Genomic DNA, 15,164 nt, shown 5'->3' on the forward strand with positions numbered 1-15,164 from the left:
GGTCCGTGCAGGCCCGGCCCGTGCCGGCCCGGCTGGCTGCCGGTCAGCGCTTCATGGCGCCGTCGGCGATCGCGTCCGCCGCGTCGCCGATGGCGACGCCGACGATCTCCAGGCGGCGCACCAGCTCACGCTCCTTCATCGCCTCGGCCGTCAGCTCACCCGAGAAGATGCGCGAGATCTCGTACTGGTACATCCTCCTGATCGCCCCGCCCGTCTTCTTGGCCTCCAGCGCGTCGTGCACCACGGCCGAGGGCCGGGAGGCGAGGTCGCGTACGGCGTTCTCCAACGCGTCGATGCCGCTGATGACCTGGTCCAGCAGCGGGGAGAAGCGGATCTGGTTCGGCACCCGGTACAGGTGCGACTCGCGGACGAAGTCACGCAGCGAGTCGAGCACGTCGTCGATGGAACGCGAGAGCCGGAAGAGGTCCTCGCGGTCGATCGGCGTGACGAGGGCGGTCCTGAGCTCCTCGACCAGGCGGCGGCGCTCCTCGTCGCCGAGGTGCTCGATCGTGCGCATCTGCTCGTGCGCGCCGGTCCTGCCCACCTCTCCGCCGATCATGGCCATGGCCAGCCAGGCCCCCTCCTTGGTGGCCTCCAACTGGCCGAGCAGCGCCTCGGTCAGCGCGCTGTCCATCCGCCCGGTCATCAGGTCACGGATGCGTCGCAGTCGCTTCATCCCACCCCTTCCGCCTCATGTCCTCGCCAGGACGAACGCGACGACTCCGGCGAGCAGGGCGCTGGCGGGGAGCGTCAGCAGCCAGGCGACGACGATCTTGACTGCGGCGTACCAGCGGACCCGGCCGCCGCCCTGTGCCATGCCGGCGCCGATCAGGCCCCCGGCGACGGACTGGGTCATGCTCACCGGCATACCCGCCAGGGCGCAGGCGATCACCGCGGTGCCCGAGGCCAGCTCCGCCGCCACGCCGTGCAGCGGCCGCGAGGCGATGATCTCCTGGCCGAGCGTACGGCCCGCCTTCGGCAGGCCGTACAGCGAGCCGATCGCGAACAGCAGCGCCACCAGCGACGTGTACGTCAGCGGAGCGTCCTGGAAGCCGATCGCGATCATGAAGACGGCGAGCATCTTCTGCCCGTCGTTGGCCGCGTAGGCCACGGTCTGCAGCCCGAATCCCACCCGGTGCCAGTGCGCCAGGCCCCGGCTGGTGGTCGTCTGGACCAGCAGCCGCGTCGTGGCCCAGCCCACGAGCCCGCCGACGAACGGAGCGGCCAGGCCGAACGCCAGCACCAGCGCCACCGACCCGGCGGAGACCGGCAGGCCCCAGCCGAGGCCGGCTCCGGTGAGCCCGCCGACGATGGCCAGCGTGAGGCTCGTCGGCCGGCCCTTGGCGCTCAGCACGGTGACCACGACGAGCGCGGACAGCACGGCGATTGCCATCGCGATCCGCGCGCCGGGCCCCTCGAACGTGGCCAGCCGGTTCACGAACGTCAGCGCCACGGCGTGGCTGGCCAGCGGCACCAGCGCCACCATGACGACGAGCGCGAGGATGCCGGTCGCGGGGCGTACAGTGGGCAGTTTGAGCCCGGTCGCGAGGAGGGCGCCCCCGTCGTTCATGCCGGTCACGATCGCGAAGACCGTCGCGACGGCGACCAGCACGACGGCTTCCAACCGGTATCCCTCCCCGCCCGCACCCTGTGTTGGCCGGATAAGTACCCATGATCGGCTAGATAATGGAGGCCGGGTCGTTTTTATGACGAATGTCGGATTGTAGTAGAGCAGACCTGGTGCCCCTACCGGCGAGGCCCCGGCGAACCCGCCGCCGCGGGCGGTAGCCTTCCCAGGTCACCTGCCCCTCCTCGACACGTTCGCGAGAGTACGACGATGAGCCCTGCTGAGTACGTCCTGACCCTGTCGTGCCCTGACCGGCCAGGCGTGGTCGCCGCCGTCTCCGGCCTGCTCGCCGGGCACGGCTGCAACATCATCGAGAGCCAGCAGTTCGGCGACCGGGACGAGCAGCGCTTCTTCATGCGCGTCCAGTTCGCCGCGCCGCTCACCGAGGACGAGCTGCGCGCCGCCTTCGCCGCGCTCGCGGCGGACCTCGGCATGGAGTTCGAGCTGCGCGACACGGCACGCAAGCCCAGGGTGCTGATCATGGTCAGCAAGTTCGACCACTGCCTCAACGACCTGCTCTACCGGGTGCGCAAGAAGTCCCTGGACATCGAGATCGCCGCCGTGGTCTCCAACCACCCCGACCTGCGGCCCCTCACGCAGTCGTACGGGATCGACTACCACCACCTGCCGGTCACCCCGCAGACCAAGCGGCGGCAGGAGGCCGAAGTGCTGACACTGGTCGAGCACTACCAGGTGGACCTCGTGGTCCTGGCCCGCTACATGCAGGTGCTGTCGGAGGACCTGTGCGCCAAGCTCGCCGGCCGGGCGATCAACATCCACCACTCATTCCTGCCGTCGTTCAAGGGGGCCAAGCCCTACCACCAGGCGCACAACCGCGGCGTCAAGCTCATCGGCGCGACCGCGCACTACGTGACCTCCGACCTGGACGAAGGGCCGATCATCGAGCAGGAGGTGGCGCGCGTCAACCACAGCCACGCGCCCGAGGACCTCGCCGCCATCGGCCGTGACGTGGAGTGCGTCACCCTGGCCAGAGCCGTCCGGTGGCACGCCGAGCAGCGGGTGCTGCTCGACGGGCACAAGACGATCGTCTTCCCCCGCTGACCCGGCGGGCACCCGGCTACAGCCCGGTGTGCCTGGCCAGGAAGGTCAGCGTGTCGGCCGACAGGTCCACCGTGCGGCTGATCGAGCGGGCGCCGTGGCCCACCTCCGTCTCGTTGCGCAGCAGGACCGGCCGGTCCGAGGACGTCGCGTGCTGCAGCGCCGCGCACATCTTCCAGGCGTGCAGCGGGTGCACGCGCGTGTCGGACTGGAAGACCGTGAACAGCGTCGCCGGGTAGGCGACTCCGTCCCTGACGTGGTGGTAGGGCGAGTAGGCCAGCAGCCACCGGAACTGCTCGGGGTCGTCGGCCGAGCCGTACTCGACGTTCCAGGTGGCGCCCAGCCCGAACTTCTCGAAGCGCACCATGTCGAGCAGCGGCGCCGAGCAGGCCACGGCCGCGTACAGCTCGGGACGCTGGGTCAGCGCGGCGCCCACGAGCAGGCCGCCGTTGGAACCTCCGGAGATCGCGAGCTGCTGCGGCGTGGTGACGCCGGTGGCGATGAGATGCTCGGCGGCCGCGTGGAAGTCGTCGAAGACGTTCTGCTTGGCGCCCAGCATGCCCGCCCGGTGCCAGCCCTCGCCCTCCTCGCCGCCGCCGCGCAGGTTGGCGATGGCGTAGACGCCGCCCGCCTCCACCCAGGCGAGGATCGACGCCGAGTAGCCCGGGGTCATCGACAGGCCGAACCCGCCGTAGCCGTACAGGATGGTCGGGCGCGGCCCCTCCCCGTCGACCGGCGCGATGACGAGCATGCGCACCTCGGTGCCGTCCGCGGACCGATAGACCTGCTGGGCCGTGCGGACCGGCGGCACCTCGACCGCGCCCGGCGAGGCCGCCCAGAGCGTCGTCTCGCCCGTCCGGGCGTCGTAGCGCTGGATGGTCGGCGGCGTGGTGTTGTCGGTGTAGCCGAACCATGCCTCGTGGCCGCCCTCCGGCCGCTCGGCGATGCCGCCGATCGAGCCGAGGCCCGGCGTCGGCACCTCGCCGACGCGCTCGCCGGTCTCCAGGTCGTGCACGGTGATCTCGCTGATGGCGTGCCGCGTCCACCCGACCAGCATGACCGGGCGCTCCAGGTCGTCGAGGATCGCGAAGTCGGACAGCACCGCCTCCGGGTCCTCCGGGATCAGGTCGCGCCAACCCTCCACCCCGGGTGTCGCCGGGTCGGTCACGCACACCCGCCCGCGCGGCGCGTCACGGTCGGTGTGGACGTACAGCCTGCCGTCACGGCCGAACACCAGCCCGGTCTGGGCGTCCACGCCCTCCTGCACGACCCGCAGCTCGGGCCGCTCGGGCGCCGACTCGGTCAGGTCGGCCACCCACACGTCGTTGCGCGGAGCCGTGCCCTCGCTGGCCGAGATCTGCAGCCAGCGGCCGTCGCGCGACACCGACACACCGTAGTAGTTGGTCATCTTCATGCCGTCACCGAAGATCATCACGTCGTCCTCGGTGGACGTGCCGACGCGGTGCAGGTAGACCCGGCGGTGGAACTGCCGCTCGTTCTCCGGCAGCTCGGTGCTCGGCAGCCTGCGCACGTAGTAGAACGCCTCGCCGCCCGGCAGCCACGCGATGGGGGAGTAGCGGCAGCGGTCGATCGGCCCCTCGACGCGGGCACCGGTCGTGACGTCCAAGATGTAGAGGATCGACTCCTCATCGCCGCCCACCGAGATCTGGTAGGCCAGCAGGCGGCCCTCCTTGTCAGGCTGCACGGCGTCGAGCGTGGTCAGCCCCGACGGGTCGATCGCGATCGGGTCGACCAGCGCCCGCTCGCTGCCGTCGGGCTCCACCACGTAGTAGACCGCGTGCTCCTGCTCCGGCGTGCGCCGGCTGAAGAAGTGGCGCCCGCCCCGCCACGCGGGTGTGCCCACCGAACCCGACTTGAGCAACTCGCCGATGCGCTCCTTGAACCGCTGCGGCTCGCTCTCCCGCTTGAACAGCTCGGCCTGCGCCAGCAACCACTCCTGCGTCTCCGCGCCGTCGGGATCCTCCAGCCAACGGTACGGGTCGGGCACGGGCGTCTCGTGCAGGAGATCGACGGTGTCCTCGCGTCGCGCGGTGGGATAGGGCTCTCGGGTCATGCCCCGAACCCTACTGCGAAGCAGGGCGCGTAAAGCCCTGGTGATACGGGCATAAAACGTACCGTGCGTCCCTCTCGTCATTCCGGACCGGGGTTATGGGGTGGCGGGGACCACGCTCGAAACGCCAGACTTGGTGACAGGACGGTACCGTGGTGACCATCCGCTGGGCCGTCCGGCGGAGGTCCACGTGACGGAAGCATCGATGCCCCAGGAGGGGCCGACAGCCGGGACATGCCGCGGCATGTCCCCTTTGATACGCGCGCAGCGGGGTGAGGCCCGATGATGCGCCAGGTCCTGCTGCTCAATGCCACCTACGAGCCACTCACCACCCTGTCGCTGCACCGGGCCATCGTGCTGGTGCTGCGGGAGAAGGCCGACGTCGTGCACCGCGACGGCCGGGGAGCGGTCCTGCGCTCCGCCAGCCGGACGCTCGACGTGCCCTCGGTGATCAGGCTCCGGAGATACGTCCGCATTCCTTACCGGTCGCGCATCCCGCTGACGAGGGCAGCCCTCATGCGGCGCGACGACTACCGCTGCGCCTACTGCGGCCAGCGGGCCGAGACCATCGACCACGTCGTGCCCCGCTCCAGGGGCGGGGCGCACACGTGGGAGAACTGCGTGGCCTCGTGCACCACCTGCAACCACCGCAAGGCCGACAAGTATCTGGAGGAGCTGGGGTGGACGCTGCGCGTCGCCCCGGCGGTGCCACGGGGCGCCCACTGGAGATTGATCGGCGCGTCGCTCGTCGGCGATCCCCAATGGGCGCCCTACCTGGAAGAGGCCGCCTGACCGTCGGGCCCGGTCCCCCTCAGGGGTCGGGCCCGAAAACTCCTGGCCGCGACGCGTCCGGCCTGGCAGCATTCTGGCATGTGGACCTTCACCACCGGCCTCGCCGGGCTGGCCGCCTACGCCGAGGCCGCGGAGCCGTTCCTGCTGAGCGACCCCGTGCGTAACACCGTGCCCCTCAGCGTGCTCGCCAACCTGCGGGCGGGCATGCCGGCCGACGACGCCTACTTCGGCTGGTGGACGGCCGGCGACGGCAGGGTGGGTGGCGTGGTGTTCCGCACCCCGCCCCGCCCGCTCGCCCTCGGCGTCATGCCGGTCGAGGCGGCCGGGCCGCTCGCCAAGGCCCTGCCCGGCCCGATCCCCGGAGTCGTGGGCCGGCGCGACCTGGTCGAGGCGGTCGTGGAGGCCCTGGGCGCGCCCGGGACCGTACGCCCCGAACGCCTCTACCGGCTCGCCGAGCTCGCCGTCCCCGACGTGCCGGGCCGGGGCCGGCTCGCCACGGCCGCCGACCAGGCCCTGCTGACCGGATGGCACGCGGCGTTCGCCGCCGAGGTGGCGCTGGACGACGGCGACCCCCATGAGGTGATCACGCGGCGGCTGGCCCGCCGCGAACTGTTCGTGTGGGAGGAGGACGGCGTCCCGGTCGCGATGGCGGGCCTGTCACCTGAGTCCGGCGGCGTCTGCCGCTTCGGCCCCGTCTACACCCCGCCCGCCGCCCGCAGACGCGGTTACGGCGCGGCGGTCACGGCCCACACGAGCCGGGTCGCGCTGGCGGAGCGCTGCCGCGAGGTCGTCCTCTTCACCGACCTGGCCAACCCGACGAGCAACGGCATCTACCAGTCGATCGGGTTCCGTCCGGTGGACGACCACGCACTGGTGACGTTCGGCGGCTGACCTATCCTGGGGGCATGCCGCGTTACGACTTCCGCTGCCGCGCCTGCGGCTCCACGTTCGAGGTGTCCCGTCCCATGTCGTCGTCCAACGACCCGGCGACCTGCCCGGACGGCCATGACGACACGGTCAGGCTCCTCTCGACGGTCGCCATGACGGGCGGCGCCGCCACACCCCGCCAGTCGTCGGGCGGCGGCTGCTGCGGTGGCGGCTGCTGCGCCACCTGACCGCACCGGCACCACCCCACCGGCCCATCACCCCACTGGCCCTTCCCGACACTGGCCCTTCCCGACACCGGCCCTTCCCGACACCGGCCCTTCACCCCCCGGGCCGGTGGGCACCCGGACGGGACGGCGGTGTGGGACGGGCCGGTGGCCGTGCGGGCAGGTCAGGCCGCTCTGGCGCGCTTGCGGCGTTGGAAGGGGAGGAAACGGTCGGCCAGGTGCGGCCGGGAGGGGGTCAGCGTGGGCTCCACGGCCAGGACGCGGTCGAAGCGGAACGCCCTGATCGCGTGGCGCATCCGGCAGACGCCCACGAGATACCAGTGTTCGCGGTGGACCAGGCAGGTCACCGGCTCCACGTCGCGGATGGTGACGCGGCCGGCGGCGTCGCAGTAGTGGAGCCGGATCATGAGTCGGCTGGTGATGGCGTCGGCGATGAGCCGGGCCCGGGAGGCGATCTCCACGGGGAGCGGGTCGGTGAGCGTCGCGAGCGTGGTGGCGATGACGTCGTCGTCGAGCTCCAGGTGCTCGAAGGCGTGCTGCAGGCCGCGCCTGGCGGTGACGGCCTGCGGGCCCGAGCCCAGGTGAGCCAGGGAGAGGGCGAGGGCGGCGATCTCGGCGGTCGTCAGCGGGCGGGTGGTGGGCTTCACGACTGTAGCCATACCCCAAGAGTAGAGAAGACCACTGACAATTTTCGAAAACCTGTGCGCAAGCAAGGTAACCCTCGCCTCCGCGTACAGGTCGGCCGACGCGGCGTCCGAACACCGCTCCCGGGCCTCAGCCGACGTCACAGGGTGCCGGGGAAGCCCGGGAGTACGAGGTGGAAGAAACCTTGGGCGGTGTAGGTGGCGAGCTTCCTGGCCTTGCCGGTCTCGACGTTCACCGCGTAAGCCGTGAAGGGAACGTACGGCGGGTCGAGGCTCGATACGGGCGCGTTGTCGTCCCGCTCACGGCAGTCCAAGGGCTTGGCCAGGGCCGTGATCTCGTGAGGGCCGGTCCAGCTGCGCAGGTGGACGAAGTTGGCCGTCATGGACAGGCCCCGCACGGGGACCCTCCGGAGCACCTTGCCGGTCTTCCGGTCCAGGTGCACGAGGTCGGGGCCGCTTCTCAGGCATCCGGTGATGCCCGCGTCCACGCTCTCCACCGCGACGACGCTGCGCCCGTCGGGCCCGAGCGCGCCGACCATGTAGTGCCCGGCGACGTCGACGGTTGTCGCGTTGCCCGCCGTGGACGTCTGCCAGAGCCGGGTGATGGTCTGCAGACGGGTCTTGGGCGCGTACTCCGCCAAGGTGATCGTGTCGCCGTCCGGGGACAGGCCGATGGGGTTCCAGCCGTTCGGCAGCGGCCGGGCCATGCGCTCGCGCATGTCGAACAGCATGGCCGGGTCCCTGAGCGGCGGGCTTTTGGTGAAGGCGAGGAAGCGGCCGTCGTCCGACAGCAGGAGATGCGCGATACTGCCGAGCCAGGCTGTGGGCACCTTCGTCGGCGCGGTGATCACCGTTCCGGAGGCGAGGTCGCGGACCGCGAAGGTGTCAGCCTCGGTGTCGTAGTAGGCGATCTTACGGCCGTCCCGGCTGATCGCCAGCGGGCTCGGCCGGTGCCCTGACGGGGAACCGGACAGGGCCTGCGCCACCCGGTACGTCGTGCCATCCCGGGTGACCACCCGCCAGCCGCCGTTCACGCATCCCGCCGGTGCCTTGCCGCGCTCCGGCCGGCAGAACGTCATGAAGGCGTGGCTCAGCGGCCGCACCCCCCTCGCCGGCAGGTCGGTCACTGTCCCGGGCGCGACTGCCGGGCGCGGCTCCGTAGGCAGCAGCCGTACGGCGGACGTCACGCCGAGCGCGATGGCGACGACCGCGGCGGCCGCGACGATCGAGGCCGTCCTGCGCCGCCGCCGCCTGCGGATCCCGATCGTCCGCTCGGTCAGGTCTACCTGGGGCGCGCTGTCGGCTACGTCGTCCAGCACATCTCGCAGCCAGGTCATCGGTGTGCTCCCTTCAGGTCCATTTCGGCGAATTTCGGTGCCAGCTCAGGCGCGAGTACTCGTAACCGGGCGAGCGCGTGATGGGCCTGGCTCTTGACCGTGCCGATCGAGCAACTCAGCAGCTTGGCGGTCTCGTGTTCGGTGAGGTCCTCGTAGTAGCGCAGAACGATCACCGCCCGCTGCTTGGGCGGCAGTTGCGCGAGCGCTCGCAGCATGACGATCCGGACGATCGTGGACTCCTCGGTGGAACACGGTTGATCCGGCGGCTCAGCTTTCGGCAGCTCGACCACCCTGGCCAGCCGCCGGCGCCAGGAGATGTACTGGTTGACCAGGGCCTTACGGGCGTACGCCTGCGGACTGGTGACGTCCGCCAGCTCGGGCCAGCGTTTGAGCACCTTGAGCAGCACGCTCTGCAGCAGGTCCTCGGCCAGGTGGGCGTCCCCCGTGAGCAGGTACGCCGTCCGCATCAGCGACTGCTGATGGACGGCCATGAACTCGCGGAAGCTGTCATTGGGGTCCAAGATGACTCCTCTCACCCGCTACCGACGCCTGTGACCGGCAGATGGTTGGGTCGCTCCATCTCGCAGCGGAGTCGAAAGCAGGCGGCCTGCGCGAGGTCACTGCGCGGACATGCGCGCGCCTACCCCAGCAGGCCGGTGACGGCCTGCTGCACACGTCTGGCACGCCCGGCCGGGGTCCTGGCCTTCAGCAGCGGCAGGATCACCAGGTAGCGGGCGGTCCTGTCGAGGGTCGCGAAGCGGGCCGCGGCCTCCGGGTGGGCCGCCAGCGCCTCGGTCAGCTCGGGCGGCACCGTGGCGTCGCGCTGGGCGGCGTAGGCGGCGTCCCACCGGCCGTCCGCCCGCGCGGCGGCGACCTCCGCCAGGCCGGGCGGCCGCATGCGCCCGGCGGCGATCAGCGCCTCGGCGCGTTCGACGTTGATCCGCGACCAGGGGCTGCCCCGGCGGCGGCGCGAATAGCGCTGCAGGAAGAAGTGCTCGTCGTGGGACCTGCGGTGGCTGTCGATCCAGCCGTAGCAGAGGGCCACCTCAAGCGCCTGCCCGATCGCGATCCCGGCGACGGGCGAGCCCTTCCTGGCGATGGCGAGCCAGGCCCCGCCCTCGTCCCCGTGGTGTGCGGTGAGCCAGGCCTCCCACGCGGCGGCGTCGTCGAAGCGCATCATCGGCCCAGCATGTCCAGGTAGTGCTGGTTGTACATGACGCCGAGCACGTTGCCGAACGGGTCCACCACCGAGGCGGCGACGAACCCGGGCCCGTACTCGGTGAGCGGCGTGTGCGGCGTGGCCCCCAGGGCCAGCAGGCGGTCCAGGGCGGCCGACACGTCGTCCACGTGCCAGTGGATGATGGCGCCACCGGCCGTGGCGGCCGCGCCGGAGGGGGCGTACCGCCGGTCGACGAGGCCGAGCTCCGCCTGGTGGTCGCCGAGCCGGAACTCGTAGTAGGCGGCCGGCTGCCCGCCGCCGGGACGTTCGAAGTACGGCTCGACGCCCAGCAGGCCGACGTACCAGTTCTTGGCGGCCTCCAGGTCGTCGGCCCAGAAGTTGACGGTGGCGAGTCCTCGCAGCATGGATGGTGTCCCTTCCTCCGGTCGCTGACGAGAACCATCCTCTCGCCGAAAGTGCTCACCGAATGAGCACTTTTTCGACGAACATGGAGGCATGCGTGCCGACCGACTCATCGCCGCCCTGCTGTTCATGCAGTCCCGTGGCCGGGTGACCGCCGCCGAGCTGGCGGCCGAGCTGGAGGTGTCCGTCGCCACCGCGCGCCGCGACCTGGAGGCGCTGTCCGCGGCGGGCGTCCCGGTGTACCCGCAGGCCGGTCGCGGGGGCGGCTGGTCGCTGCTCGGAGGCGCCCGCACCGACCTCAGCGGCCTGTCGGCGACGGAGGCGCAGGCGCTGTTCCTGCTCGTCGGCCCGGCCGCAGCCGTCTCCGACGAGGCCAAGGCAGCCCTGCGCAAGCTCGTACGGGCGCTGCCGCGGACCTTCCGAGCGGACGCCGAGGCCGCCGCGACCGCGACGATGATCGACCCGACCCGGTGGGGCGAGCGGGACCGCCACCGGCCGGAGATGGTGGACCGGCTCCAGGCCGCCGTGGTTCGCCGGCACAAGGTCCGCCTGACCTACGCCGGCCGCACGCGGGAGCGGACCGAGCGGCTGGTGGACCCGTGGGGCCTGGTGGACAAGGACGACGTCTGGTACCTGCTGGCCGGGACCGAGCGGGGGCGGCGGACGTTCCGCGTGGACCGGATCGTCGAGGCCGAGCCGACCGGCGAGCCCGCCGAGCGTCCCGACGACTTCACCCTCGCCGCGGCGTGGCAGGAGGCCGTCGGCGAGGTGGAGCGGCGGCGCTCACGCGTCTGGGCGACGGTGCTCATCGAGGCCGGATTCGTCCCGGTGCTGCGCGACCACTTCGGCCGGCACTGTCACGTCGAGCACGACAGCGACGAGCGGGGGAGGGCCCGGGTCCGTGTGGCCGCGCCCACACCGCTGGACATCGCCCGGCAGCTCGCCGGCTGGGGAGCCCTGGTCGAGGTGCTCGACCCGGCGCCGGTCCGGGCGGAACTGGCCCGCATCGGCGCCGAGCTCACCGCCCGCCACGCCGGCCGCCCTGACCGGGGCGGTCGCGGGGATGGCGGCGGCGGGGATGACGGACCAGAACAGGCGGGGGATGACGGGCCGGAACAGGCGGGGGATGGCGGACCGGAACAGGCGGGAGGATGACGGGCCGGAACAGCACGGAACGGGCCTGTCGCCGGGATGGCGGCAGGCCCGTTCGATGGCCGCGGAGTCAGCGGGAGAGCTGGGACAGGTCGCGCGAGGCGCCCGTGGAGGCCGACGTGGTCATGGCCGCGTACGCCTGCAGGGCCACGCTGACCGGCCGGTCACGATCACGCGGCCGGTAGCCGCCCAGGTCGGCCAGCAGCCGCTCGCGACGGGCCTGCAGCTCGGTCTCCGGGACCCGCAACTCCAGCTTGCGGGCCGGGATGTCGATGTCGATGATGTCGCCGTCCTCCACCAGCGCGATCGCGCCGCCCTCGGCGGCCTCCGGGGAGGCGTGGCCGATCGACAGACCCGAGGTGCCGCCGGAGAAGCGGCCGTCGGTGACCAGCGCGCAGGTCTTGCCGAGGCCCTTGCCCTTGAGGAACGAGGTCGGGTAGAGCATCTCCTGCATGCCGGGCCCGCCCTTGGGCCCCTCGTAGCGGATGACCACCACGTCGCCCGCGCGCACGCGCCCGTTGAGGATGCCCTCGACCGCCTGCTCCTGCGACTCGAACACGACCGCCGGCCCGCTGAACGTCCAGATCGACTCGTCCACCCCGGCCGTCTTCACCACGGCGCCGTCGCGGGAGATGTTGCCGTAGAGGACGGCCAGGCCGCCGTCGGCGGTGTAGGCGTGGTCGAGGTCGCGCACGCAGCCCTCGGCCCGGTCGAGGTCGAGGTCGTCCCAGCGGTTGTCCTGGGAGTAGGGCTTGACGGTGCGGACGTTGCCCGGCGCGGCGTGCCACAGCTCGATCGCCTCGGGCCGCACGGTCGGCGAGCACGGGTCCCAGGCGGCGAGCAGGTCGCCGAGGGTGCCGCCGTTGACCGTGGGCACGTCTCGGTGGAGCAGCCCGGCGCGGTCGAGCTCGCCCAGGATGGCGGGGATGCCGCCGGCCCGGTGGACGTCCTCGACGTGGTACTTGCTGGTCGCCGGGGCGACCTTGCACAGGCACGGAACCCGGAGCGAGATCTCGTTGATCTCCTTGAGCCCGAAGTCGACGCCCGCCTCGCGGGCCGCGGCCAGGATGTGCAGGATCGTGTTGGTCGAGCCGCCCATCGCGACGTCGAGCGTCATCGCGTTGTCGAACGCCTCACGCGTGGCGATGTTGCGTGGCAGGACCGACTCGTCGCCGTCCTGGTAGTAGCGGCGCGTGATCTCCACGAGCTGCCGGCCGGCGTCCTCGAACAGCCGCTTGCGCGCCCGGTGGGTGGCCAGGATCGTGCCGTTGCCGGGCAGCGCGAGGCCGATGGCCTCGGCCAGGCAGTTCATGGAGTTGGCGGTGAACATGCCCGAGCAGGACCCGCACGTCGGGCAGGCGGCCTCCTCCATCTCCAGCAGCTCGGCGTCGGACACCGACTCGTCGGCAGCGGCGATCATCGGGTCGACGAGGTCGAGCTTGCGCCCGGGGGTCTTGCCGGCCTCCATGGGGCCGCCGGAGACGAAGATCGTCGGGATGTTGAGCCGGAACGCGGCCAGCAGCATGCCGGGCGTGATCTTGTCGCAGTTGGAGACGCAGATCAGCGCGTCGGCGCAGTGGGCGTTGACCATGTACTCGACCGCGTCGGCGATCAGCTCGCGCGACGGCAGGGAGTAGAGCATGCCGCCGTGGCCCATGGCGATGCCGTCGTCGACCGCGATCGTGTTGAACTCGCGCGGGATGGCCCCCGCCTCCCGGATCGCCGCGGAGACCACGTCGCCGACGTCGCGCAGGTGCACGTGGCCGGGGACGAACTGCGTGAAGCTGTTGGCCACGGCGATGATGGGCTTGCCGAAGTCGCTCCCGGCTACGCCGGTGGCGCGGAGCAGGGCGCGAGCGCCGACCATGTTCCTGCCGTGGGTGACCGTGCGTGACCTGAGGGCGGGCATTGTGCTTCTCCCATCGCTTTCCAGTCTTCACATGGTACGACCAGCCGCCCGGTGGCTGAGACGGCTGTCCACAGCGCGGACGCCGGGAAGGTCTCGGGAGGGCTCGGAGGGGAGGTCTCAGGAGGGCTCGGCGGGGATCCGGACCGCGGCGAGCTGGGTGGCCTGGGCGACGAGACGCCCCTTGTCGTCCCAGACGAGGGCCGTCTCGTCCATCCGGTCACCGCCGACGTCCGTGGCCCGCAGCAGGACCCGGACCGGGCCCGGCGCGGGCAGCCGCCGGACGTACGCCGAGAGCTGCACGGTGGGCGCCCAGCCGGGCAGTCCGAGGTCGTAGGAGGCGGGCGGCACCGGGTCGAGCGCGACGAGGAGGCTGAGCGGGTCCCAGTCGGCGCCGTCGGCGAGGCGCTGCCAGGTCGCGATCAGGCCACGCCGGGCCGGCGCGCCGAACGCGAACCCCAGGTGCTCGGGATGGGCGTGCTGCTCGACCACGTCCATCAGCGGCACGGGGAAGCCGGCGCCCGGCGGGTCAGCCGGTGTGTGGAAGCACTGCTCCCGCGGCGGGATCTCCACCGGTTCGGCGGCGGACCACCACGGGTCGGTGCCGTCCAGGGCTCCCAGCGTGATCAGCGACTCCACGAGCGGCCGGTCCCGCTGCGCGAGCGTGGCACGTACCTGCGCCACGCTCCTGCCCACGCGCAGCGTCTCGACCCGCACCTCGGCGGTGCCGGGCTCGGGCGGCTCGACGAAGGAGGCGCTCACGGCGGTCACGTGCGGGTGGCCCGCCCCGCCCGCGCTCAGGCAGGCGGCCCGGCCGAGGACCGCGAGCAGGTAGCCCCCGTGCAGCCGCGTGCCGACGCTCCACTGCGGGTCCAGCTCGGCCTCGTACACGCCGTCGCCGCGCGCCGGCACGGTCTTCAGCGCGGTCGCTTCCTGAAAAGTCCCCATCACGCCCCTTTCGCAGAGGCACAGATTGACACCGTCAACTTGACGCCGTCAATCTGACTTCATGCACAAGCGGGCACGAGCGCGGCGCGGCCAGGGCCCGCTGCTGCGGGAGGAGATCCTGCGCGCGGCCGAGGCCCTGCTGGCCGAGACCGGCACCGAGGAGTCGCTCACCCTGCGCGCGGTGGCCGAGCGGGCGGGCGTGTCCACGCCGTCGGTCTACCTCCACTTCGCCGACAAGGAAGCGCTGGTGGAAGCGGTCTGCCTGCGGGTCTGGGACGAGCTGGGCAGGCTGTTCGCCGCGTGCGGCGACCCCGACCCGCTGCTCGCGCTCGGCCGGTGCGGCCGGGCCTACGCCCGCTTCGCGCTGGACCACCCGGTGCAGTACCGGGTGCTGATGATGCGGCCGCCTGCGGGCGGGGGCGTGCCCCGGGCGGCGGCCGCCTGCTTCGGCCACATGGTGGACGCCGTGGCCGCCTGCGTCCGGACGGGCGTGCTGCGCGGCGACCCCGAGACGCTCGCGCTCGGCATGTGGTCGGCCGTGCACGGCTGCGTCTCGCTGTTCCTCGCGCAGCCGTCGTTCCCCTGGCCGGGGGACAGAGAGGCGCTCGTCGACCACATCGTGCGGGTGGCCGGGTTCGGCACCGCACTGGCCGGGCGCCTGCCGCGCGAGCTGCCGCCCAGCGCGGAGCTGGCCGGCGAGCTGGACGACCTGGCGACACGCCTGGCGGCCCGCACGCAGCCCGCCCGCGCAGAGCCCGCCCGCGCAGAGCCCGCCCGCGCAGAGCCCGCCCGCGCAGAGCCCGGCCGCGCGCGGCCGGGGGCGATCCCGCCCGACTAGTCCCAAGGCCGTGAAGTTTGGGTTGTGGTGCGGCTGTCAAGTCGGCCGGAACAGGCAACGGAGTTCCTGCTAGAACGGTGTCGACCAAGATCACCG

At 72.1% G+C, this 15,164-nt stretch carries 16 protein-coding genes; 6 read left to right on the plus strand and 10 right to left on the minus strand.

Annotated elements, in window-relative coordinates; translation table 11 throughout:
• Positions 1–43 precede the first annotated feature (43 nt).
• Positions 44–676: a DUF47 domain-containing protein gene (locus ACGF0J_RS34210; protein ID WP_393152702.1), complete on the minus strand. Its 633-nt coding sequence runs from the start codon at positions 674–676 to the stop codon at positions 44–46.
• Positions 677–691: 15 nt separating this feature from the next.
• Entirely contained in the window at positions 692–1,624 is a 933-nt protein-coding gene (locus tag ACGF0J_RS34215) for an anion permease (protein ID WP_393152704.1), read from the minus strand.
• Between the two features lie 213 nt (positions 1,625–1,837).
• Here ACGF0J_RS34215 and purU point away from each other — a divergent pair, with 213 nt between their 5' ends.
• Positions 1,838–2,689 (plus strand): formyltetrahydrofolate deformylase, encoded by an 852-nt coding sequence (purU, locus tag ACGF0J_RS34220; RefSeq protein ID WP_393152706.1) that lies wholly within the window; start codon positions 1,838–1,840, stop codon positions 2,687–2,689.
• Positions 2,690–2,705: 16 nt separating this feature from the next.
• Here purU and ACGF0J_RS34225 read toward each other — a convergent pair whose 3' ends face one another.
• Positions 2,706–4,760: a prolyl oligopeptidase family protein gene (locus ACGF0J_RS34225; protein ID WP_393152708.1), complete on the minus strand. Its 2,055-nt coding sequence runs from the start codon at positions 4,758–4,760 to the stop codon at positions 2,706–2,708.
• A gap of 282 nt (positions 4,761–5,042) precedes the next feature.
• Here ACGF0J_RS34225 and ACGF0J_RS34230 point away from each other — a divergent pair, with 282 nt between their 5' ends.
• From ACGF0J_RS34230 to ACGF0J_RS34240, 3 genes are all read left to right on the plus strand, one after another.
• Positions 5,043–5,549 carry an HNH endonuclease gene (locus tag ACGF0J_RS34230; protein WP_393152742.1) on the plus strand — a complete coding sequence of 169 codons (507 nt, stop codon included), beginning with the start codon at positions 5,043–5,045 and terminating at the stop codon, positions 5,547–5,549.
• A 78-nt stretch (positions 5,550–5,627) separates the two neighbouring features.
• Positions 5,628–6,440: a GNAT family N-acetyltransferase gene (locus ACGF0J_RS34235; protein ID WP_393152710.1), complete on the plus strand. Its 813-nt coding sequence runs from the start codon at positions 5,628–5,630 to the stop codon at positions 6,438–6,440.
• Between the two features lie 14 nt (positions 6,441–6,454).
• Positions 6,455–6,664 carry a zinc ribbon domain-containing protein gene (locus ACGF0J_RS34240; RefSeq protein WP_393152712.1) on the plus strand — a complete coding sequence of 70 codons (210 nt, stop codon included), beginning with the start codon at positions 6,455–6,457 and terminating at the stop codon, positions 6,662–6,664.
• Between the two features lie 161 nt (positions 6,665–6,825).
• Here the strand turns inward: ACGF0J_RS34240 and ACGF0J_RS34245 are convergent, their stop codons facing one another.
• From ACGF0J_RS34245 to ACGF0J_RS34265, 5 genes are all read right to left on the minus strand, one after another.
• Positions 6,826–7,320, minus strand: coding sequence for a helix-turn-helix transcriptional regulator (locus ACGF0J_RS34245; RefSeq protein ID WP_393152714.1), 495 nt, complete (start codon positions 7,318–7,320; stop codon positions 6,826–6,828).
• A 125-nt stretch (positions 7,321–7,445) separates the two neighbouring features.
• On the minus strand, positions 7,446–8,642 hold the full coding sequence (locus tag ACGF0J_RS34250; protein WP_393152716.1) for a hypothetical protein: 1,197 nt from the start codon (positions 8,640–8,642) through the stop codon (positions 7,446–7,448).
• Positions 8,639–9,163 (minus strand): SigE family RNA polymerase sigma factor, encoded by a 525-nt coding sequence (locus ACGF0J_RS34255; RefSeq protein WP_393152718.1) that lies wholly within the window; start codon positions 9,161–9,163, stop codon positions 8,639–8,641. Before ACGF0J_RS34255 ends, ACGF0J_RS34250 begins: the two co-directional genes overlap by 4 nt.
• Before the next feature lie 119 nt (positions 9,164–9,282).
• On the minus strand, positions 9,283–9,822 hold the full coding sequence (locus ACGF0J_RS34260; RefSeq protein WP_393152720.1) for a YdeI family protein: 540 nt from the start codon (positions 9,820–9,822) through the stop codon (positions 9,283–9,285).
• A complete protein-coding gene (locus ACGF0J_RS34265; protein WP_393152722.1) occupies positions 9,819–10,226 on the minus strand; it encodes a VOC family protein in 408 nt (135 codons plus the stop codon). The genes ACGF0J_RS34260 and ACGF0J_RS34265 overlap by 4 nt, the downstream gene beginning before the upstream one ends.
• Positions 10,227–10,317: 91 nt before the next feature.
• On the opposite strand from ACGF0J_RS34265, the gene ACGF0J_RS34270 reads away from it, so the two are divergent.
• Complete coding sequence (locus ACGF0J_RS34270) at positions 10,318–11,379, plus strand: helix-turn-helix transcriptional regulator (RefSeq protein WP_393152724.1); 1,062 nt, start codon at positions 10,318–10,320, stop codon at positions 11,377–11,379.
• A 67-nt stretch (positions 11,380–11,446) separates the two neighbouring features.
• Here ACGF0J_RS34270 and ilvD read toward each other — a convergent pair whose 3' ends face one another.
• Positions 11,447–13,285, minus strand: coding sequence for a dihydroxy-acid dehydratase (gene ilvD, locus ACGF0J_RS34275; RefSeq protein ID WP_393152726.1), 1,839 nt, complete (start codon positions 13,283–13,285; stop codon positions 11,447–11,449).
• 117 nt (positions 13,286–13,402) lie between these two features.
• Positions 13,403–14,230: a thioesterase family protein gene (locus tag ACGF0J_RS34280; protein WP_393152728.1), complete on the minus strand. Its 828-nt coding sequence runs from the start codon at positions 14,228–14,230 to the stop codon at positions 13,403–13,405.
• A 61-nt stretch (positions 14,231–14,291) separates the two neighbouring features.
• Here ACGF0J_RS34280 and ACGF0J_RS34285 point away from each other — a divergent pair, with 61 nt between their 5' ends.
• Positions 14,292–15,068, plus strand: coding sequence for a TetR/AcrR family transcriptional regulator (locus tag ACGF0J_RS34285; RefSeq protein ID WP_393152730.1), 777 nt, complete (start codon positions 14,292–14,294; stop codon positions 15,066–15,068).
• The last annotated feature ends 96 nt before the right edge of the window (positions 15,069–15,164 follow it).

Source organism: Nonomuraea sp. NPDC047897 (genome assembly GCF_043204415.1).
In the GTDB taxonomy this organism is placed as follows: domain Bacteria; phylum Actinomycetota; class Actinomycetes; order Streptosporangiales; family Streptosporangiaceae; genus Nonomuraea.

Coding starts and splice junctions, on each gene's coding strand:
- ACGF0J_RS34250 (WP_393152716.1), bottom strand. CDS start 8,642: ATGACCTGGCTGCGAGATGTGCTGGACGACGTAGCCGACAGCGCGCCC.
- ACGF0J_RS34245 (WP_393152714.1), bottom strand. CDS start 7,320: ATGGCTACAGTCGTGAAGCCCACCACCCGCCCGCTGACGACCGCCGAG.
- ACGF0J_RS34240 (WP_393152712.1), top strand. CDS start 6,455: ATGCCGCGTTACGACTTCCGCTGCCGCGCCTGCGGCTCCACGTTCGAG.
- ACGF0J_RS34280 (WP_393152728.1), bottom strand. CDS start 14,230: ATGGGGACTTTTCAGGAAGCGACCGCGCTGAAGACCGTGCCGGCGCGC.
- ACGF0J_RS34260 (WP_393152720.1), bottom strand. CDS start 9,822: ATGATGCGCTTCGACGACGCCGCCGCGTGGGAGGCCTGGCTCACCGCA.
- ACGF0J_RS34265 (WP_393152722.1), bottom strand. CDS start 10,226: ATGCTGCGAGGACTCGCCACCGTCAACTTCTGGGCCGACGACCTGGAG.
- ACGF0J_RS34230 (WP_393152742.1), top strand. CDS start 5,043: ATGCGCCAGGTCCTGCTGCTCAATGCCACCTACGAGCCACTCACCACC.
- ACGF0J_RS34210 (WP_393152702.1), bottom strand. CDS start 676: ATGAAGCGACTGCGACGCATCCGTGACCTGATGACCGGGCGGATGGAC.
- ACGF0J_RS34235 (WP_393152710.1), top strand. CDS start 5,628: ATGTGGACCTTCACCACCGGCCTCGCCGGGCTGGCCGCCTACGCCGAG.
- ACGF0J_RS34285 (WP_393152730.1), top strand. CDS start 14,292: ATGCACAAGCGGGCACGAGCGCGGCGCGGCCAGGGCCCGCTGCTGCGG.
- purU (WP_393152706.1), top strand. CDS start 1,838: ATGAGCCCTGCTGAGTACGTCCTGACCCTGTCGTGCCCTGACCGGCCA.
- ACGF0J_RS34270 (WP_393152724.1), top strand. CDS start 10,318: ATGCGTGCCGACCGACTCATCGCCGCCCTGCTGTTCATGCAGTCCCGT.
- ilvD (WP_393152726.1), bottom strand. CDS start 13,285: ATGCCCGCCCTCAGGTCACGCACGGTCACCCACGGCAGGAACATGGTC.
- ACGF0J_RS34225 (WP_393152708.1), bottom strand. CDS start 4,760: ATGACCCGAGAGCCCTATCCCACCGCGCGACGCGAGGACACCGTCGAT.